This is a genomic window from Halomonas sp. 328, assembly GCF_015645095.1.
Lineage (GTDB): Bacteria > Pseudomonadota > Gammaproteobacteria > Pseudomonadales > Halomonadaceae > Bisbaumannia.
Genome location: NZ_JADOTW010000013.1, coordinates 1 through 18939 on the forward strand (window position 1 = coordinate 1; position 18939 = coordinate 18939).

The following is an 18939-nucleotide window of genomic DNA, read 5'->3' on the forward strand; positions in this document are numbered from 1 at the left end:
TGAAACCGCTCAGCGCCGATGGTAGTGTGGGGTCTCCCCATGCGAGAGTAGGTCATCGTCAGGCACTTATTCAGAAAAGCCCCGATCATCATCAGATGGTCGGGGTTTTTCGTATTTGGCTAACCAGGATAACGCTAGGGGCCGCTTCGCGGTCCGGCCCCTCGCTGGCTCGGGGCGTTCGACCGCCCTCGTGGCGGTGCCACGAAAGGCCGGGCGGTCTCACCCCCATGGAGAGTCCTGGAGTGCCGGCCACCGGAGCCCAGCGCGATCCTAGTCAGGCACGTATTGAGAGAAAACCCCAGCGTCGAAAGAGGCTGGGGTTTTTTCGTCTGGGACCGCCTGCGAGGTTTACAAAGCCATACAAAGGGTTGCCATCGAGTCGGTGTCCACTCTGCTAAGGTGAATGGCGGTATTGTCCTTGCAGTGATCTCAGGAGGAGACGATGAGCGGCATGATGCGTTTACTGGCGATGGCGGCCTTGGTGGCCATGATGGGACTGGGCCTGGCGGCATGTCAGGACGATCCGGGCCCGGCGGAAGAGGCGGGCCAGAATATCGATGAGGCCATGGAGGGGGCGGGAGAGAGCATCGAAGAGATGGGAGAAAGTGTCCAGGAGGCCGCCGAGGGCAATTAACCCTGGGAGAGAAGGGACATATGACAAAGGCCGGGCAGTTGCCCGGCCTTTGTCATTGGAGTCGATGAGGGGATTTTTCAGGCGGCGTTGTTCTGCTCGATGCCCTGGAGGTACCAGGGGGCCTCGTCACGGAGCTCGCGGATCAGGTGCCAGGTCTCGTTGAACTCGTTATGTTCGCCATTCTCGTCGATGATGCCGTGGAAGATCACCGTGGCCTCGGCCTGGCTACCGATTTCCTGGACGCTGCCCAGCTCGGCGAACAGGCGCACGATCTCGGTCCGGTTATTGGCGGGATGCTGGGCGCGCTCCTCGCGCAGCAGGTTATAGAGCTCGGGGGTGACGTAGTCCTGAATCTGGGCGAAGTCGTTGTTGTCCCAGGCCCGTTGCAGGGTCATGAAGTGCTCCTTGGCGCCACCGAGGAAGCGCTCTCGATCGAACCACTCCGGCTCGCTGGCCAGTCCGCCGAGGCTGCCGGCAGCCGGCATGGCATCGCTCTGGAAGGCGTGGGCCTGAGCCTGGTTCTGGGTCGGCTGCGCGGCGCCTGCGGCGACGGCGGTGCGGCGGCGAGCCAGCAGGCGGAATAGCAGGAAGGCGATGCCGGCGATCAGCAGCAGGTCCATCATGCGTAGCTCATCGAAGGCGCCGCCAAAGAACAGGGCGGCGAGCAGGCCACCGGCGAGCAGGCCGCCGAGCATGCCGCCCATGCCGCCGGCGCGTGGGGTGCCCGCCGCCTGGCCCTGCCGGGGCTGGCCCTGGGTCGCATTGGCGGTGGTGGGGGGCGAGGCGGAGCGCGAGACGCTGCCGACATTGCCCCCGCCGCCCATCCGGCGGGCCTCGGCATAGTCGACGGCCAGGCCGAAGCCGAGCACACCGACCAGGAGCATGATGAATAAGTGGCGCATGGGGTCTCTCCAGAGTTGAAGGATAGTGAGGTGTCAGAAAGTCTTGGGCCCTCTATTCTAGCCACTAGGCGTCGTGACGGAACCAATTATCGGGAGAGAGAGCATGCGCTTGGAGCATGAAGAGAGTCTTTTCTTGATCATCGACCTGCAGGCTCGCCTGCTGCCGGTGATTCATGGAGGCGAGCAGGCGGTGGAGGAAGCCGGTTGGCTGGGTGAGGTAGCCCAGAGCCTGGGGGTGCCGGTGTGGGTGACCGAGCAGAACCCGGAGGGCTTGGGCGGTACCGAGCCGCGGCTGGTGGAGCGCCTGCCGGGAGCTCGCTACTTCCAGAAGGTGCATTTCGGTGCCCATGACGAGGTGACCTTCGCCGAGGCGTTACGCGACGGCGGCAGGCGCCAGGTGGTGATCTGTGGCAGCGAGGCGCATATCTGCGTGATGCAAACGGCCCTGGGACTGCTGGATGCGGGTTATGAGGTCTATTGGCTGGTGGAGGCCACTGCCAGTCGACGCCCGGAGGAGGCGCGTCTGGCTCGGGAGCGGGTCACCGCCATGGGCGCGATTCCGGTGAGTGCCGACATGGTGGCCTACGAGTGGCTGCACCGCTGTGATGATGAGCGCTTCAAGGCCGTGCATCGGGCCTATCTCAGGGAGCGGTCGGACCGCTCCCTGCGCTTCTTCTGAGCGTCCTCAGGCCGCTCCTTCCGGGCGGGTGAAGACCAGGGTATCGCCCTCCGACAGGCCGGCATCGAAGCGATAGCCGGCCACGTCGAAAGCCTTGAGCTGCTCCGGCTCCTCCAGGCGCTGGCGAATCATCCAGGCGGCCATCAGGCCGCGGGCCTTCTTGGCATAGAAGCTGATGATCTTCAGCTTGCCGTTCTTCTCGTCCTTGAACACCGGGGTGATGATCCGCGCCTGCAGCTTGCGGCTGTCGATGGCCTTGAAGTATTCGTTGGAGGCCAGGTTGACCAGCACCGGGGTGCCGCTGGCGGCCACCGCCTTGTCCAGCTCGGCGGTGAGCAGCGGCTTCCAGAAGGCGTAGAGGTCCTTGCCCGCCCCGTTCTCCAGTTTGGTGCCCATCTCCAGGCGATAGGGCTGGATCAGGTCGAGGGGGCGCAGCAGCCCGTAGAGCCCGGAGAGAATGCGCAGGTGGCTCTGGGCGAAGGCGTTGTCCTCGTCGTCGAAGTTCGCCGCCTCCAGGCCCACATAGACATCGCCCTGGAAGGCCTGGGCGGCGGGCTTGGCGTTGTCGGGGGTGAAGGGCGGTGCCCAGTCGGCGAAGCGGGCGGCATTGAGGCCGGCCAGCTTGTCGCTGATCCCCATCAGCTCACTGAGGCGCTGGGGAGAGTAGTCGCGCAGGATCTCGATCAGTTCCTGGCTGCGCTCGAGGTAGTCCGGCTGGGTGTGGATGCCGGTGGTGGCCGGGGTCTCGAAATCCAGCGTCTTGGCGGGCGAGATCACGCTCAACATGGGGCGCTCCTGGGTCCTGATGAAGTTGTCGTCGAGTATATCAGGCGTCCGTCATGCCGGGGGCTATCGTGGCGATAGCCCCCACGCGGGTCTCAGGGGCAGGGGTTAGGCTGGCGCCGATGCACCGCCTCGATGGCCTCCAGCACCGCCGGCTCGAGCTTCAGGGACTCACTGGCCAGGTTGCTCTCCAACTGCTCCATGGTGGTGGCACCGATGATATTGCTGGTCAGGAAGGGGCGGGAGTTGACGAAGGCCAGGGCCATCTGGGCCGGGTCCAGGCCGTGCTCTTGGGCGATCGCCACATAGGCGCGAGTCGCCTCCATGGCGCTCTCCGAGTTGTAGCGCTGGAAGCGCTCGTAGAGGGTCAGGCGTGCCTTGGGGGGCCAGTTGCCGTCGAGGTATTTGCCGGAGAGTACGCCGAAGGCCAGGGGGGAGTAGGCCAGCAGGCCGACGTTCTCGCGGTGGGCGATCTCGGCGAGGCCGACCTCGAAGGTGCGGTTGAGCAGATTGTAAGGATTCTGGATGCTGGCCACCCTGGGCAGGTCGAGTCGCTCGGCCAGGCGCAGGCTCTGCATCAGTCCCCAGGGCGTCTCGTTGGAGAGGCCGATGGCGCGGACCTTGCCGCTATCCACCAGCTCCTTGAGGGCCGAGAGGCTCTCCTCCAGGGGCGTGGCGACTTCCTCCTCCTTGGGTTCGTAGCCCAGACGGCCGAAGAAGTTGGTGTAGCGGTCGGGCCAATGCAGCTGGTAGAGGTCGATATAGTCGGTCTGCAGGCGTTCCAGGCTGGTCTCTACCGCCTGGTGGATCTGCTCGCGGGTCAGGCGCGAGCCGCCGCGCAGGTAGTCCATGCCGGGGCCGGCGATCTTGCTGGCGATGATCACGTCATCCCGGGAGCCTCGCGCCTTGAGCCAGCTACCGATATAGCGCTCGGTACGTCCCTGGGTGTCGGCCTGGGGCGGTACCGGGTACATCTCGGCGGTATCGATGAAATTGATACCGAAGGCCACCGCCCGGTCGAGCTGCTCGTGAGCCTCGGCTTCGCTGTTCTGCTCGCCGAAGGTCATGGTGCCCAGGCACAGGCGACTGACGTCGATTCCGGTGTCGCCAAGCGGTCGGGTCTGCATGTATCCACTCCTGATCTCGCGAAAGTCTAGGCATGGTAGCCAGGCCCCGGGCCGGCGGCAAACTCGGTCGGGGTGGCCCACCGCCTTTCGAAGGGTTGAGTCGCCCTGCCGAGGGGCGTATGCTTGCGGCCCGTTCGCCAGAACAGCGGGTTCTGGCGATGCAGTGACGCTTGGCTGCTGGCCTATGCTGTAGGAGTGCCGGCCCCATTTCTTCGCTACCCAGGAACGCAAGGTTGTTTGCCATGCCGCAGGCATCTTCACTGTTCACGCGCCTTGAATATCGACTGGCGGAGCAGCTCTTCCACATGCGCTGGTTGCCGCGTTCGCCGCGTACCCAGCGGTTGACCATGCATCTGTTTCAGCGCTGTGCCGATGCGGGTCACCCCGCCGCCCTGTCGCTCTATGGACATATGCTGTTTCACCGTGGCGTGTCCCCCCAGGACAAGGCGCGGGGCGCACGCTACGTGCTCGAGGCCGCCCATAGCGGCGATGTGCGAGCCCAGTATCAGGCGGGCTGCATCTACGAGCATGGCTGTGCCCAGTATCCGCGTCGCGATGACAATGCCGTGACCTGGTACGCCCGGGCCGGCGAGGCGGGTCACCCCCTGGCCGCCGAGCGCCTGGCCGATGCCTACCGCAAGGGACAGCTTGGCCTGGCGGTGGACGCCGAACAGGCCGCCTATTGGCAATCCCTGGCCGATCGCCAGTTGGAGCCCGCCCTCTGGTCGTCCCCCGACCTGCCGGATGCCCCCGCCTCGCGGCACTGAAGTCGACCCGGCGCCGCTAACCCAGTAGGCTGAGAAAAATCTCCGGGCTCACCCTGAGCCCGGCCGCCCCTTGTTAACCAGAGGAAGCCCGAGTGACGCTGCCGACACTGCTGGATATCGAGGCGTCCGGGTTCGGGCGTGGTAGCTACCCCATCGAGGTCGGCATCGCCCGGGCCGATGGCAGTAGCTGTGCCTTCTTGATCCAGCCCTTGGCGGAGTGGGTTCATTGGGACCCCAAGGCCGAGTTGCTGCACGGCATTTCCCGGGCACGACTGGCCCGAGAGGGGCATCCGGTGGATGAGGTGGCGCGCTGGCTCAATGATGAGCTGGCCCAGGTGGGGGTGGCTTATAGCGATAGCTGGGGCTACGACAACACCTGGTTATCCCTGCTCTTCCACCATGCCGGGGTGCTGCCGCGCTTTCGTCTCGAGGCCCTGCGGCGCCTGCTCGACGAACGGCAGCAGGCGCTATGGAAGACCACCAAGGAGGCCCTGGTGGTGGAGCTGGGCATCCATCGCCATCGGGCCGGCGACGACGCCCGCCTGCTTCAGCAGACCTATGCCCGCACCCGCGAGCTCTCCCGGGGTGACGCCGCCGGCTAGGATTGGTCTGAAACGTCGGCGAGCGCACGGCCCATCCGTTTCAATACCCTAACCCGCCAGGCGGGTCTCCAGTGCCTCCAGCAGTGCCTCGGGCGTGGTCGCGGAGAGCAGTTGCTCGCGGGTGCGCTGATCCAGGAAGCCTTCGCCGACGATGCCATCCAGGAACTGCAGCAGCGGGGCGTAGAAGCCACCGCTGTCGAGGACGCCCAGGGGCTTGTCGTGGAGCCCCAGGTAGTGCCAGGTCCAGATCTCGAACAGTTCCTCCAGGGTCCCGATACCGCCGGGCAGGGCGATAAAGGCATCCGCATGGGCGGCCATGGTGGCCTTGCGCTCGTGCATGTCGGTGACCCGGATCAGTTCGCTGAGCCCCAGGTGGGCCTGCTCCCGGGCCACCAGATGACGCGGCATCACGCCGATCACTCGTCCCTCCGCTGCCAGGGCGGCATCGGCGAGACGCCCCATCAGGCCGACGCGGGCCCCGCCATAGACCAGGGTATGGCCGCGCCGGGCGATCAGCCGGCCCAGGGCCTCGGCGACCTCGCGGTGACGGGGGTCCTCGCCATCCCGCGAGCCCAGATAGACACAGATACTTGCCATGCCTCACTCCTTGCGTTGGGGGGCGGCCCCTGGCCGCCACGTCCTTATAGTGCCCGCAAAACGCGGAAGGGGCACCCGGCGGTGCCCCTTCCCGATCGCCTCGCCGGACTTAGCGGCTGCTGCGGCTGGCGTCGCGGCGCATGGCATCACGCAACAGCTTGATGCCGACGCCGCTGATGACGAACATGCTGCCGATCAGGACCAGGCTGGCGATCACATGGGTATCGAAGTACATGGTATGGGCTCCAATTAGGGGACAGGGGAAGGGAACTCAGGGCAGGCAGTCGGCGACGCCGTACTCGGCATCCAGCCACTGACCGATAATGTTGTCGCCACACAGGTGGTGGGCATACTGGGTATGCAGGCAGCGCACCTGGTCCCAGTTGGCGATGCCGCCGATACCGCGGCTGCGCAGCAGCTCCGCATAGCCCAGGCGCTCGGCCTCGGCCTGCTGGGCAGGGCTCATGGAGGCCCAGCGGCGTGCCACATAGTCCTCATGGCTGCGGTGGTAGGCGGCCAGGAAGTCGCGATCTTCCTGAAGGCGTGCCTCCAGGCGCTTGATCACCCCGGCAGCCTCGATATGCGAGAGCTCTACCTTGAGGCGCTCGGAACAGAGCCAGAAGAGGGTCGGAAAGGGTTTGCCGTCGACCAGCGAATGCATGCGCAGCACCAGGGGCGTGCCCTCGCCATCGGTGGCGGTCACGGCCTGAATGCCGCGGGGGGCGCGGCCGAGCTGTTCGGTGATGATCGCCAGTTGGCGCTCATCGGGAATCTGATCGGTGGGGATCACCATCTTGGGGGTCTCGCAGAAACTTGTTCGAGCGCCCCACGGCACGAAAGAAGGCTTGATTGAGCTGGGCCGGCGTGGGCACATAGCGCCACTGCCGTTCACAGTAGTCGAGGGCCCGGGCCATCAGCGCATCGTAGAGGCGGTTGAAAGGGGCATCATAATCGTAAGGGTCGGCCCCGAACAACCGGATATGGGGATAGTCGGCGAAACGCTCCACGAAGTAGCGTTCCAGATCCGCCTCCACGGCACGGTGGACGGCGCCGTTGTCGGGGTCGAGCCACAGGTTGTAGCGGATGGCCATGGTGGGCTCCCGTCCCGGGTCATATGCCTATGACAACATCGCGTTGGCAATGGCTCAAGGGCGCGCCAGTTCGACGAAGCGGGCCCGGCACAGCCGCGCCAGGTCGGCGGGGGCGAGAGCCACTTCCAGGCCGCGCTTGCCGGCGCTGATATGCAGCTCCGGGAGCGCCTCGGCACGGCGGTCGATCAGGGTCGGCAGGCGTTTCTTCTGTCCCAGGGGACTGATGCCGCCGACCACATAGCCGGTGGCTCGCTGGGCCTCCTCGGGGTCGGCCATCTGGGCCTTCTTGGCGCCGGCGGCCCGGGCCAGGGCCTTGAGGTCGAGCTGCTGGGCCACCGCGACCAGGGCCACCACCAGGCGGCCATCATCGAGGCGGGCCAGCAGCGTCTTGAAGACGCTCTCCGGGGGCAGCCCCAGGACCTCGGCGGCTTCCAGTCCGTAGGCGGGGGCGCGCGGGTCGTGGGCGTAGCTCAGCACCCGGTGGGGGATGCCGGCACGCTCCAGGGCGCGGATGGCCGGCGTCACGGCGTGGCCTCGGCGATGGCGTCCTGGAGGTGCGCCTCCAGGCGCTGGCGCAGTTCACCCTCGATGGGCAGCGAGCACTTGGCGGCGTGGTCATAGTGGACCATGACGGTATGACCACGGGCGCCGAGCCGTCCTCCCTGCCAGGCCTCCTGGGTCACGGTGAGGGAGCTGTTGCCCAGCCGGGTCAGGTAGGTACGAATCGTCACCGGCTGGCCATAGAAGAGCTCGGCCAGGTACTCCACCTCCAGCTTGGCCAGGATCAGGCGCCACTTGCGGGGATCCAGGTCCGGCGTGAAGAGGCGAAAGAGGTCGGTGCGTGCCTGCTCGAACCAGACCGGCAGCCGGGTGTTGTTGATATGGCCCAGCGCATCGGTATCGGTGAAGGCCGGGGTGAGGTCGGTGGTGAACATGGCGGTTTCCTTGGCGACGAAAGTGCCAGCATTAACCCGAGCAAACGCTAGGTCAAGTCGACATCAGGCTGAGGTCCGGCTAGATCAGGCGCAGCCCCTGGCGGTCGGTCCAGGCCGCCTTCAGGGCCTGGGCCAGGGGCTCCTGAAGGTGGGCCGGCAGGGCCGCCAGGGCGGTGTCGAAGTCGGCGAAGTCGCGGTTGCGCAGCCAGCAGTAGGCCCAGGCGCAGGCCTCGTCGAAGCTCTCCGGGGTGGGGCGGGCCGGCATCTGGATCAACAGGAAGGCGGCCGTCTTGGCGGCCCAGAGGGGAATGGCCTCGGCGGCTTCGGGGTGGCTCCAGGCGGCCAGTTCGTCGGCATCGGGCGTCGCCTCCGGCTCGCCGAGCTTGGCGACCCGGGCCGTCTCGGCGAGGATCAGGGCCAGGCGCTGGGGATCGCCCTGGCCCAGGCGACGCCACTGGTCGATCAGGGCGGGCAGGCCGCGACGGACCTTGGCGTAGAAGGGACTTTCCTGCATGGTCGAACCTTTATGAAATGGTGCGATGGCGCCAGCAGTGAACTGACGAGGAGCAGACATGGCCTTCGATTTTGCCACGCCCGTCGAGCGACGACACCCCGAGGTCCGGGGCGTCGACGCCTGGCCATCCCAGAAATGGCACCACTACGGCGAAGAGGCATTGCCGCTGTGGGTGGCGGATATGGACTTCACCTCGCCTCCGGCGGTGATCGAGGCCCTCCAGGCTCGGGTCGCCCATGGGGTCTACGGCTACGGGCTGGTGCCCGATGGCCTGCGCCGCGCCCTCTGCGACTGGAGCGCCGAGCACTATGGCTGGAGCATTCGACCCGACTGGCAGCACTGGCTGCCGGGGGTGGTGCCGGCGCTGCAGCTGGCGGCCCTGGCCCTGACCGAACCCGGCGAGGGCATCCTGACGGTCACGCCCATCTATCCCCCCTTCCTCAAGGTGGCCGAGCGTAGCGGGCGGCTGGCCCAGCAGGCCCGGCTCGCCGAGCCGGTGGCCCCCGGCGAGCCCTGGCGCCTCGACCTGGCGGCCCTGGAGGCGGCGATCACCCCGCAGACCCGCCTGCTGCTCTGGTGTCATCCGCATAACCCCACGGGCCGGGTCTGGTCCGACGCGGAGCTGGCCGGGCTGGCGGCGCTGGTGGAGCGTCACGACCTGCTGGTGGCCTCCGACGAGCTGCACTGTGACCTGCTGCTGGAGGCGGGTGGCCGGCACCGCCCCCTGGCGGCGGCCTATCCCGAGCTGGCGGCACGTATCGTCACCCTCTGGGCGCCCTCCAAGACCTTCAACCTGGCGGGGCTGACCACCGCCTGTGCGGTGATCCCCGACGCCGAGCTGCGTCGGCGCTTCGTGGCGCGTTGCCGGGGGCTGCAGCCGGACATGAATGTGTTGGGGATGGTGGCGGCGGAGGCGGCCTATCGCGAGGGGGAACCCTGGCGACAGGCGCTGCTGGCGGTACTGCGTGACAACCGTCGGCGCCTGGCAGCGGCGGTGGCCGAGTGGCCCGGCGTGGCGATGACGCCGCCCGAGTCCACCTACCTGGCCTGGCTGGATATGCGTGAGGCGGGGCTCGGCGAGTCGCCCCAGCAGGCGCTGCTGGAACGCGCCGGTGTCGCCCTCTCCGATGGTGCCGCCTTCGGCTGGCCGGGTTTCGTGCGGCTCAATTTCGGTACCACGCCGGCGCAGCTGGCGCAGGCCATCGAGCGCCTCGACCCCTTGCTGAAATAGACGACGGCCGCCCGAGGGCGGCCGTCCCGTCCTGGCCGGTGGCTCAGTAGAGCAGGGCGAAGAGCTTGCGGCGATAGGTGACGGTGAGAGGGTGCTCGGCGCCCAGGGCATCGAAGACCCGCAGCAGGGTCTGGCGTGCGGCATCGTCGCCATAGGCGCGGTCCTGCTTCATCAGCGCCAGCAGGGCCTCCAGGCCGGCTTCGTAGTCGCCGTCCGCGACCCGGCGCAGGGCGCGCTGGAACTGTGCCTCGCTGTCGTTCCGGTCACCGAGTGCGGCGAGGGCCTGATCGTCGGGAGCCTCCTGGCGAAACTCGAGGCTGGCGCGCACGCCACGGGCCTTGGGGGCATCGCGGTGCTCCGGGGGCAGGTTGTCGAGCAGGGCCCTGGCATCCTCGACGCGGCCCTCGGCGAGCAGCGCACCGGCCAGGTCGATCTGGTAGTCGTGGTGCTCGGGGTGCTGCTGTACCAGCTGCTCGTAGAGCGCCCGTGCGCCGGCCGCGTCGCCCGCCTCCAGGGCTGCCCTGGCCTGCTCCTCGGGGCTCGCCGGCGCCTCCGCCGGTGGCTGCAGGTACTGTCCCAGCCATTCGCGGATCTGTCCCTCCGGCAGGGCGCCCTGGAACTGATCGTAGAGCTGGCCCTGGAGGATCAGCTTGACGTCTGGCACGGAACGGATACCCAGCTGGGCGGCGATCTCCTGATTCTCGTCGATATTCAGCTTGGCCAACACGAAGGCGCCCTGATACTCCCGGGCCAGCTTCTCGAGGACCGGCATCAGGTTCTTGCAGGGCTCGCACCAGGGAGCCCAGCAGTCCAGCAGCACCGGCGTCTGCATCGAGCCCTCCAGCACCACCTGCTGGAAGTTGCTCATGTCGATATCGACGATATAGGCGCTGGGGTCGGCCTGAGATTGCGGGCTGGAGGCTTGCGGCTCGGAGGTGAGGGGGGCACCGCTGCGCGGGTCGACGATCTGCATGGGCTCTGCCTTGTGAATAGCTCGGGTTTCCTCACAAGATGCGGGTGACCGCGGCGGGATTCAAGGCCGGAGGGGAGGCAGGACGAGAAAAGCCGGGGCGAGGCGCGCGGCTCCCTGGGCGTCACGGATAGCGTGTACAAGGAATAAACGAAACAAGAGTGGGGATTCGGCAGCGGGGACCGGGCTGAGCCAGTGACCTTCCCGGGGTGGTGAAGAGCCGAGCCCGACGAGCTACCAGACCGTTCCACATCGGCAACGAAAAAAGCCAGCTCCCGTAGGAACTGGCTTTTCTCTATGTTTGGTAGCGGGGACCGGGCTGAGCCAGTGACCTTCCCGGGGTGGTGAAGAGCCGAGCCCGATGCTTTTCTCGCAAAGCAAAAAGGCAGTCACCTTGTTAGGTAACTGCCTTTTCAAAATTGGTAGCGGGGACCGCCGACCTGGAAACCAGAGTGAACCGATGACCGTCATCGGCTCGGCAACGAAAAAAGCCAGCTCCCGTAGGAACTGGCTTTTTTCTATGTTTGGTAGCGGGGACCGGATTTGAACCGATGACCTTCGGGTTATGAGCCCGACGAGCTACCAGACTGCTCCACCCCGCATCAACGTGAGGCACACTATACGGATTTTCTGACGCAGGTCAAGCGTTGAGAGGGCGCAGGCAATGAAACGCTCGTCCCGTTGCGCGGCGGCATTACATACTGACCGAGCGAGTCATCAACTTGACTCGTGGGTCGACGACACTGGCTCTGCCCCATGGGGTACCACGTCGTTCTCCAGGGCCACTTATATAAGGGAGTTACTCTATGACCGATACTGCACCCGTCGCTTGGGTCACCGGGGGCACCGGTGGTATTGGCACCGCCATCTGTCGCGCCTTGGCCAAGGAAGGCTATCGGGTCGTGGCGGGATATCACAACGCCGAGAAGGCCAAGGGCTGGCTGGCCCAGCAGCAGGCCGACGGCTTCGACAATATCGTCCTGTCGGGCATCGACCTGGTGGATTTCGCCTCCTGCGAGGCCGGGGTGCGCGAGATTCGTGAGCAGCATGGCCCCATCAGCGTGCTGGTCAACTGTGCGGGGATCACCCGGGACGGCACCCTCAAGAGGATGACCCCGGAACAGTGGCACGAGGTCATCGATACCAACCTCAACAGCGTCTTCAACACCTGTCGCAGCGTGATCTCGGACATGCTGGACCAGGGCTACGGGCGTATCGTCAATATCTCCTCGATCAATGGCCGCAAGGGACAGTTCGGCCAGGTCAACTATGCGGCGGCCAAGGCGGGGATGCATGGGTTGACCATGTCCCTGGCCCAGGAGACCGCCAGCAAGGGCATCACCGTCAACACCCTGTCGCCGGGCTATGTGGCCACCGACATGATCATGAAGATCGCCGACGAGATCCGTGAAGGGATCCGCCAGGGGATACCGGTCAAGCGGTTCGGCACCCCCGAGGAGATCGCCCGGGCGGTGGTCTTCCTGGCCGACAAGGAGTCGGGCTTTATCACCGGCGCCAACCTGGATATCAATGGCGGCCAATTTATGGGCTGAGCCCCGTCTTTTCCCCAACTGTCCGCGAAAACGCGAGGCCCAGGCCTCGCGTTTTGCGTCTGAACCGGGCGGCATCAGGGAGGCGGCAGGTGCAGCAGGCGGGCCAGCAGGGTATCGAGGTCATGGACCTCCCGCTGCCAGAGCTCGGCGGGCATCGGGCCGGTGGCGAGCAGCTCACGAAGCACAATATGCACCTCCTCGACCCGGGAGAGTTCGCGGCCGAGCCCCTCGTTGAGGCGCTCCACCTGGATCGCCAGGCGCAGCGGTTCGTCCTGCTGTCCCACCGGCTCGCCGGCGAGCAGGGCCAGGTGCACCCGCAGGCGAATCAGTCGTTCTTCCACCTCCTGGGGGGGCGATGGCTGGCGACGGGCGGCATTGCGTCGTTGATGGGCCTGGTGCATATCGCCCTCCAGGGACTCTGCCGGGACCGGGGGCGGTGATTCCCCGGCGAGGGCCGCGGCATCCGCCGCCAGGTGGGCATCCAGCAGCGGGCGCAGGGCTTGCCAGCGTGCCACCTCCTCGCTGACCGCCAGGCGCAGCAGGCGCTCGCGGCGGGCGCGTACGATGCCACTCCAGCGCCGGCGCATGCCTTCGCTACGCCGTCCCGGCGGGAGCGGCTCCAGGGCCTCGGCCTCGGCGATGGCCTGGTCCAGGGTGGCGGCATCGCCGCTGGCCTGGGGGTGCCAGCCATCGAGGCGATCGATCAGGGCCTGCATGCTGTCCAGGTGTGTCTTGGCACGCCGGGCGCGATCGTCCCGCTCCGCCTCCCGGTGAGCGAAGAGCTGGTCGCAGAGGCCACGGAATTCCCGCCACAGCATCTGCTCTTCGCCCTTCGGGGCCCGACCCAGGCTCCGCCAGCGTTGCTGGAGGCGCTTGGCCTCGGCGGTGCGACGATCGATGGGGGCCGCATCATCGAGCAACGCTCGAGCGGCGTCGATCACCTCGCGCTTGGCGCTGGCGATCTCCTGGGCACGGCGGTCGATCAGTCCCTGCAGGTCATGGCGGACGCGACCGAAGCGCCGCCCGATGGATTCCGCCTGCTCCCGGGGAACCGGGGCGTGGTGGCGCCACTGCTCCCGGGCCCGGTCACGAATCTCGCGCAGGGCATCCGGATCCGCCCCCGGATCGGGATGGGCCAGCAGGGCCTCGAGCTGCTCGCAGAGGGCCTCGCGGGCTTCCAGGTTGCGCTGGCGCTCGGCCTGCCGCGCCGCCTTCCAGGGGGCGAGTCGCTCGTGGATCCGGTCCGAGGCGGCCCGGAAGCGCTCGGCCAGCTCCCTGGTGGCGGCGGCGCTGCCCAGTTCCTTCCACTCCTTGACCAGGCGGCGGTGCTGGTGATCCAGCTCACGATCGCCGAGTTGCGTCTCCTCGGCCAGGGCCTCGATGGCCTGGCATAACTGATCGCGCTTGGGACCGGCCACGAAACCACGCCAGTCGCGCAGCTCCGCGAGCTGGGCGCCGAGTCGCCGGAAGCGGGCCAGGGCGGGTGCGTAGGCCTCCCCGGTGACCCCCTCCAGGCGGTGGCGCAGGCTCTGGTGCAAGCGGCTGGCGCCCTTGAAGGCGCCCCGCTCCAGCAGCTGTTGCAGCTCGTCGAGCTCCTTGTCGAGCCAGGCGCTGGAGGGGGGCAGGCTCGAGTCGGCGGTATCGGTGCGTTCCAGGGCGGCCCGGGCGCGCTGGAGCAGCGGGGTCGGGGGCAGGTGGTCGGGCCAGGGGCAATCGGCCAGGACCTCGGCCAGGGCCGCCGAGTCGGCCTGGCTGAGCGCCTGCTCGATGGCTTCCGCCGGCCCCCGCAGCGCCTCCCAGGCCTGGGTGATGGTGTCGTAGTCGCTCAATACCTGGTCGTAGCGGTGGCGCAGCTCGGCGTCCGGGGCGTGCTGATCGGAGAGTGCCTGCCAACGCGTGGCCAGCAGGCGCTTCTGGGATTGCAGGCTGGCGATATCCTGGGCGGTCAGCAGGTCACTGTTCTGCAGGGCCGAGAGGCTCTCCTCCAGGGCCTCGACCAGGTCGCGCCGGGCCTGGTCGGCATCGGCCTGGCGTTGGGTGGCCGCCTGGTGGGCCTGATGGCGTGCCTCATGGTCGCTGAGGGTCTTGCGGCAGCGTAGGCAGGCTTCCTGGTAACGCAGCTCCTGGGCCTTGCTGGGGGGCGCCTGGAGCGCCTCCCACTCCCGCTGCAGGTGTCGAAAGCGTCCGCCGAAGAGGGGCTCCCAGGGGGACTGAGCCTGCTGCTCGATGGTCTCCAGCAAGCGCTCCCGGGCGGCCAGGGCTTCCTGGGCCTGGCTTTCGCTGGCGCGTCGTTCGGCCAGCGCCTTGCGGGCCTGGCGGGCCACCTGCTTGTCACGCCGAGCCTCCCGTGCCAGACGGGTCAGCCCGGCCTCGCTGGTAACGCGTTCGGCGGCGGCGCGGCGCACGCCGGCGATGCCGTTGTCACAGGCCTGGCGAATCAGCCGGGATTCGTCGTCGATTCGCGCCAGGGCGGTCAGGCGCAACTGTTGGTTATCGCCCTCGAAGGCCAGGGCCTCCAGCAGGTCGGTGTCTTCGAGGCCCTCGACCAGGGTCAGGCGCTCGGTCAGGGGCAGGTCGCCGTCGCGACCGCTGAGCAGTTCCAGCAGACGGTGGCGTAACTCCGGACAGGCGGCCTCCGTGCTCAGCCAGGCGAGCAGAGGCCCGGGGGTATCGAGCCGAGACAGGGCCGCTTGTCGTACGCTGGGGGCCGGGTCACGGGCCAGTCGCTCCAGTTGCTGGCGCTCTGACGTCTTGCCGGGCTCGAGCCTGAGGGCGGCCTGGCGGCGTATCTCGGGGTCTGGATGCTGCCAGCGTGGTGCCAGCCAGCGGCGCAGCCAACCCGAAGCGATCCATCCTGACATAATGGGTGGGGTTCCTGAACGAGTCGGTCGCGGCCAGGTGGCCGCAACGCATCAAGGGGCAATGTCACTTAATCTAAGCATGCGATATGTCACGGCGAAAGTCTCCTTGCGCCAACGGCTTGGCGGCTTCCCGACGATCAACGTGGATATCATCGGTTGCAGGAGTCGGCGCACTCGCTTAGCTTTACTCCCATTATCCGATGCGGAGTCCGGCGATGAGTCTGAAGGCGGATCGGGCCAGCCTGGCCTTTTCCTTCAAGGGGGGCATGCTGCCCATGACGGTCATGGAGCTGACCAGTGCCGACCCCGAGCGCATTCGTGAGCAGCTGGCGGGAAAACTCAGCCAGTCTCCGGCCTTTTTCCAGCACACCCCGGTGGTGCTCAGCGTGGAGCGGCTCGAGGAGCCTCACCTGGCCCTGGAGCGCATCTGCGCGGTGTGTCGGGCCCACAAGCTGCTGCCGGTGGCGGTGCGCGGCGGCACCGACCCGGTAAAACAGTCGGCCTGGGCCCTGGGGCTGGGCTGGTTTCCCCCCCAGGAGGTCCGTGGGCGGTCGCTGGAGAGCGTGCCCGCCAGCGAGGCGGAGGTCGCCGATGTCCCCGTGGCCCCGGTCGACTCGCCGACGGCCGAATCGCCCCGCCCGATGGGGCGTATCTACCGTGGCACGGTGCGTTCCGGCCAGCAGGTCAGTGCCCAGGAGGGCGACCTGGTGGTGATCGGCGCGGTGAATGCCGGGGCCGAGGTACTGGCCGCGGGCAGCGTGCATGTCTATGGGGCCCTGCGCGGTCGTGCCCTGGCGGGGATTCATGGCAACGCCGCGGCGGGCATCTACTGCCGCGAGTTGCATGCGGAATTGCTGTCGGTGGCGGGGAACTACAAGCGGCTCGAGGATATCGACCCGCGCCTGCTGGGGGCCGCCGTGGAAGTGCACCTCAGCGATGATCAACTGGCGATCGCCGCCCTCGACTGACACGTCGAAGACGGCGGCGAGCCGATCGGAACCCAATCTGCAACAGGAAGCGTAACTTGGCCAAGATCATTGTAGTGACCTCAGGCAAGGGCGGGGTCGGCAAGACCACCAGCGCCGCGGCCATTGCCACCGGCCTCGCCCTGCGAGGCAACAAGACGGTGGTGATCGATTTCGATGTGGGACTGCGCAACCTCGACCTGATCATGGGCTGCGAGCGTCGCGTGGTCTATGACCTGGTCAATGTGATTCAGGGGGAGGCGGGCCTGGCCCAGGCGTTGATCCGTGACAAGCGGGTCGACAACCTGCATATCCTGCCGGCCTCCCAGACCCGCGACAAGGATGCCCTGACCCCGGAAGGGGTGGAGAAGGTGCTGGAGACTCTCTCCAGTGACTTCGACTATATCCTCTGTGATTCCCCCGCCGGCATCGAGCGAGGCGCCCAGCTGGCGATGTATTTCGCCGACGAGGCCATCGTGGTGACCAACCCCGAGGTCTCCTCGGTGCGCGACTCCGACCGCATCCTCGGCCTGCTGGCGGCCAAGACCCGCCGCGCCGAGCGGGGCGAGGAGCCGGTCAAGGAGCATCTGCTGATTACCCGCTATAACCCGGAGCGGGTCGACTACGGTGATATGCTCACCCTGGAGGACATCCGCGAGATCCTGGCCATCGACCTGATCGGCTTGATTCCCGAGTCCGAAGCGGTGCTGCGGGCCTCCAACCAGGGCATCCCGGTGGTCCATGATCAGAAGAGCGATGCCGGCCTGGCCTACACCGATACGGTCTCCCGGCTGCTGGGCGAGGAAGTCCCGCTACGCTTCCATGAAACTCAGAAGAAAGGTCTGTTGAGCCGTATGTTCGGAGGAGGTCGCCGTTGAAACTCCTGGATTTTTTCCGTGGTGAACGCAAGAAGAGTGCCTCGGTGGCCAAGGAGCGACTGCAGATCATCGTCGCTCACCAGCGTGGTCAGCGCGACCAGCCGGACTATATGCCGATGCTGGAGCGGGAACTGCTGGAGGTGATTCGCCGCTACGTCAAGGTCGACCGGGACGCCATCAATATCAGTCTCGACAAGGACGACGACTGCTCGATTCTCGAGCTGAACGTGACCCTGCCCAAGGGCTGATTGCCCCATCGATGGCGATGGACCCAGCCGATGCCGGGGGATGGGCTGAGCCCGGCGGGGGTCTATGCTAGGCTGGGCCCACTTTCGGCCCTGTCTGGAGATCGTTCATGGCGCAGTCCGACGCCGCACCGCGCACTTTCCTTTGGCATGACTACGAGACCTTCGGGGCCGATCCGCGCCTGGATCGCCCCTCCCAGTTCGCCGCCATCCGCACCGACGCCGAGCTCAATGAGGTCGGCGAGCCCCTGACCCTCTATTGCAAGCCGGCGGACGATTACCTGCCCCATCCCCAGGCCTGCCTGATCACCGGGATCACGCCCCAGGCGGCGCGACGTCGCGGCCTGCCGGAGGCGGAGTTTGCCGGCCAGGTCAACGCCGCCATGAGCGAACCGGGCACCTGTGCGGTGGGCTACAACAGCCTGCGCTTCGATGACGAGGTGAGCCGTCACCTCTTCTACCGCAACCTGCTCGACCCTTATGCCCGGGAGTGGCAGAACGGCAACTCCCGCTGGGACCTGATCGATGTGGTGCGGGCCTTCCACGCCCTGCGTCCCGAGGGCATCGAGTGGCCCAAACGAGAGGATGGCGCCCCCAGCTTCCGTCTCGAGGATCTCACCGCCGCCAATGGCATCGAGCATGCCGGGGCCCACGACGCCCTGGTGGACGTGCGCGCCACCATCGCCCTGGCGCGACGGCTGCGGGAGTGCAATGCGCGGCTCTTCGACTACCTGCTGGGGCTGCGCAGCAAGCGCGAGGTGGCGCGCCGTCTCGACCTGGCCTCCCGCAAGCCGCTGCTGCATATCTCCCAGCGCTACCCGGCCAGCCGCGCCTGCGCCGCCCTGGTGATGCCCCTGGCGGAGCACCCCAGCAACCCCAACGGGGTGATCGTCTATGACCTGGCGGAGGACCCGGAGCCGCTACTGACGCTGAGCCCGGAGGCGATTCGCGAGCGGGTCTTCGTGGCCGCCGACGAGCTGGCCGAGGGCACCGCCCGGGTCCCCCTCAAGGTGATCCATATCAACCGCAGCCCGGTGATCATGCCGGTGAGCTTCCTCAAGGACGTCAATGGGCCCCGGGCCGGCGAGTATGGCGAGATCGTCGCGCGCATGGGCCTCGACCTGGCGGCCTGTCGGCAGCATTGGAAGCGCCTCCAGGAGGCCCCGGAGGCGGCCCGCAAGGCGGCCCAGGTCTTCGCCGAGGCGCCGCCCGAAGGGCCTCAGGACCCCGACCTGATGCTCTACTCCGGGGGCTTCTTCTCCCCCGCCGACCGCCAGCAGATGCAGCGGGTGCGGGACAGTGATCCCTGGGACCTGGTGGAGGCGCGTTTCGCCTTCCAGGACCCGCGCCTGGAGGAGATGCTGTTCCGCTATCGGGCGCGCAGCTATCCGGAGACCCTGACCAGCGAGGAGCAGGCCCAGTGGGAGGCCTATCGCTGGAATCGCATGAATGATGCCCGCCTCGGTGGCCTGACCCTGCAAGGCTTCGCTCGGGAGATCGAGCGGCTCAATCAGGTCAGCCTGGACGATCGCCAGCGGCAGATCCTCGAGGAGCTGGTGATGCATGTGGAGGCGATCGTGCCGCCCCAGGCCTTCGGCTAGCCTG

22 protein-coding genes and 1 tRNA gene are annotated in these 18939 nt (G+C 67.2%); 10 read left to right on the forward strand and 13 right to left on the reverse strand.

The window, feature by feature from the left end; translation table 11 throughout:
• Positions 1–451 precede the first annotated feature (451 nt).
• A complete protein-coding gene (locus IHD13_RS07965; RefSeq protein ID WP_326838328.1) occupies positions 452–634 on the forward strand; it encodes a hypothetical protein in 183 nt (60 codons plus the stop codon).
• 77 nt (positions 635–711) lie between these two features.
• Here the strand turns inward: IHD13_RS07965 and IHD13_RS07970 are convergent, their stop codons facing one another.
• Positions 712–1536: a Tim44 domain-containing protein gene (locus tag IHD13_RS07970; protein WP_195860512.1), complete on the reverse strand. Its 825-nt coding sequence runs from the start codon at positions 1534–1536 to the stop codon at positions 712–714.
• A gap of 103 nt (positions 1537–1639) precedes the next feature.
• On the opposite strand from IHD13_RS07970, the gene IHD13_RS07975 reads away from it, so the two are divergent.
• Complete coding sequence (locus IHD13_RS07975) at positions 1640–2215, forward strand: isochorismatase family protein (RefSeq protein ID WP_195860513.1); 576 nt, start codon at positions 1640–1642, stop codon at positions 2213–2215.
• Positions 2216–2221: 6 nt separating this feature from the next.
• On the opposite strand, the gene yaaA is transcribed toward IHD13_RS07975, so the two are convergent.
• Both yaaA and IHD13_RS07985 read right to left on the reverse strand, forming a co-directional pair.
• Positions 2222–3001, reverse strand: a complete 780-nt coding sequence (gene yaaA, locus IHD13_RS07980; RefSeq protein WP_195860514.1) for a peroxide stress protein YaaA — start codon at positions 2999–3001, stop codon at positions 2222–2224.
• A 92-nt stretch (positions 3002–3093) separates the two neighbouring features.
• A complete protein-coding gene (locus tag IHD13_RS07985) occupies positions 3094–4125 on the reverse strand; it encodes an NADP(H)-dependent aldo-keto reductase (protein WP_195860515.1) in 1032 nt (343 codons plus the stop codon).
• A 242-nt stretch (positions 4126–4367) separates the two neighbouring features.
• Between IHD13_RS07985 and IHD13_RS07990 the strand changes: the two genes are divergently transcribed.
• A complete protein-coding gene (locus tag IHD13_RS07990; RefSeq protein WP_195860516.1) occupies positions 4368–4892 on the forward strand; it encodes a tetratricopeptide repeat protein in 525 nt (174 codons plus the stop codon).
• A 92-nt stretch (positions 4893–4984) separates the two neighbouring features.
• Positions 4985–5494, forward strand: coding sequence for a 3'-5' exonuclease (locus tag IHD13_RS07995; RefSeq protein ID WP_195860517.1), 510 nt, complete (start codon positions 4985–4987; stop codon positions 5492–5494).
• Positions 5495–5542: 48 nt separating this feature from the next.
• On the opposite strand, the gene IHD13_RS08000 is transcribed toward IHD13_RS07995, so the two are convergent.
• The 7 genes from IHD13_RS08000 to IHD13_RS08025 form a co-directional block, all read right to left on the reverse strand.
• The gene (locus IHD13_RS08000; protein WP_195860518.1) at positions 5543–6091 is read right to left on the reverse strand and encodes a TIGR00730 family Rossman fold protein; all 549 of its coding nucleotides are present in this window, start codon (positions 6089–6091) and stop codon (positions 5543–5545) included.
• 109 nt (positions 6092–6200) lie between these two features.
• The gene (locus IHD13_RS18455; RefSeq protein ID WP_268246225.1) at positions 6201–6326 is read right to left on the reverse strand and encodes a hypothetical protein; all 126 of its coding nucleotides are present in this window, start codon (positions 6324–6326) and stop codon (positions 6201–6203) included.
• Positions 6327–6362: 36 nt separating this feature from the next.
• Positions 6363–6884, reverse strand: a complete 522-nt coding sequence (locus IHD13_RS08005) for a DUF501 domain-containing protein (protein WP_195860519.1) — start codon at positions 6882–6884, stop codon at positions 6363–6365.
• Positions 6853–7182, reverse strand: coding sequence for a hypothetical protein (locus IHD13_RS08010; protein WP_195860520.1), 330 nt, complete (start codon positions 7180–7182; stop codon positions 6853–6855). The genes IHD13_RS08005 and IHD13_RS08010 overlap by 32 nt, the downstream gene beginning before the upstream one ends.
• Positions 7183–7236: 54 nt before the next feature.
• Positions 7237–7707 carry a Cys-tRNA(Pro) deacylase gene (ybaK, locus tag IHD13_RS08015; RefSeq protein WP_195860521.1) on the reverse strand — a complete coding sequence of 157 codons (471 nt, stop codon included), beginning with the start codon at positions 7705–7707 and terminating at the stop codon, positions 7237–7239.
• Positions 7704–8117, reverse strand: a complete 414-nt coding sequence (locus IHD13_RS08020) for an acyl-CoA thioesterase (RefSeq protein WP_195860522.1) — start codon at positions 8115–8117, stop codon at positions 7704–7706. The genes ybaK and IHD13_RS08020 overlap by 4 nt, the downstream gene beginning before the upstream one ends.
• A gap of 79 nt (positions 8118–8196) precedes the next feature.
• Entirely contained in the window at positions 8197–8631 is a 435-nt protein-coding gene (locus tag IHD13_RS08025) for a hypothetical protein (protein WP_195860523.1), read from the reverse strand.
• A gap of 58 nt (positions 8632–8689) precedes the next feature.
• Here IHD13_RS08025 and IHD13_RS08030 point away from each other — a divergent pair, with 58 nt between their 5' ends.
• Positions 8690–9862 (forward strand): MalY/PatB family protein, encoded by a 1173-nt coding sequence (locus IHD13_RS08030; RefSeq protein ID WP_195860524.1) that lies wholly within the window; start codon positions 8690–8692, stop codon positions 9860–9862.
• A 43-nt stretch (positions 9863–9905) separates the two neighbouring features.
• Here the strand turns inward: IHD13_RS08030 and IHD13_RS08035 are convergent, their stop codons facing one another.
• Complete coding sequence (locus tag IHD13_RS08035) at positions 9906–10835, reverse strand: thioredoxin family protein (protein ID WP_195860525.1); 930 nt, start codon at positions 10833–10835, stop codon at positions 9906–9908.
• 522 nt (positions 10836–11357) lie between these two features.
• Positions 11358–11434, reverse strand: a tRNA-Met gene (locus tag IHD13_RS08040).
• Between the two features lie 204 nt (positions 11435–11638).
• Between IHD13_RS08040 and phbB the strand changes: the two genes are divergently transcribed.
• Positions 11639–12385 carry an acetoacetyl-CoA reductase gene (gene phbB / locus IHD13_RS08045; RefSeq protein WP_195860526.1) on the forward strand — a complete coding sequence of 249 codons (747 nt, stop codon included), beginning with the start codon at positions 11639–11641 and terminating at the stop codon, positions 12383–12385.
• A 74-nt stretch (positions 12386–12459) separates the two neighbouring features.
• Here the strand turns inward: phbB and IHD13_RS08050 are convergent, their stop codons facing one another.
• A complete protein-coding gene (locus tag IHD13_RS08050; RefSeq protein WP_195860527.1) occupies positions 12460–15246 on the reverse strand; it encodes a DUF349 domain-containing protein in 2787 nt (928 codons plus the stop codon).
• A gap of 215 nt (positions 15247–15461) precedes the next feature.
• Here IHD13_RS08050 and minC point away from each other — a divergent pair, with 215 nt between their 5' ends.
• From minC to sbcB, 4 genes are all read left to right on the forward strand, one after another.
• Positions 15462–16214, forward strand: a complete 753-nt coding sequence (minC, locus tag IHD13_RS08055) for a septum site-determining protein MinC (protein WP_195860528.1) — start codon at positions 15462–15464, stop codon at positions 16212–16214.
• Positions 16215–16270: 56 nt separating this feature from the next.
• Positions 16271–17089 (forward strand): septum site-determining protein MinD, encoded by an 819-nt coding sequence (gene minD, locus IHD13_RS08060; RefSeq protein WP_195860529.1) that lies wholly within the window; start codon positions 16271–16273, stop codon positions 17087–17089.
• Positions 17086–17337 carry a cell division topological specificity factor MinE gene (gene minE / locus IHD13_RS08065; RefSeq protein WP_195860530.1) on the forward strand — a complete coding sequence of 84 codons (252 nt, stop codon included), beginning with the start codon at positions 17086–17088 and terminating at the stop codon, positions 17335–17337. Before minD ends, minE begins: the two co-directional genes overlap by 4 nt.
• 107 nt (positions 17338–17444) lie before the next feature.
• Positions 17445–18935 (forward strand): exodeoxyribonuclease I, encoded by a 1491-nt coding sequence (gene sbcB, locus IHD13_RS08070; RefSeq protein WP_195860531.1) that lies wholly within the window; start codon positions 17445–17447, stop codon positions 18933–18935.
• The last annotated feature ends 4 nt before the right edge of the window (positions 18936–18939 follow it).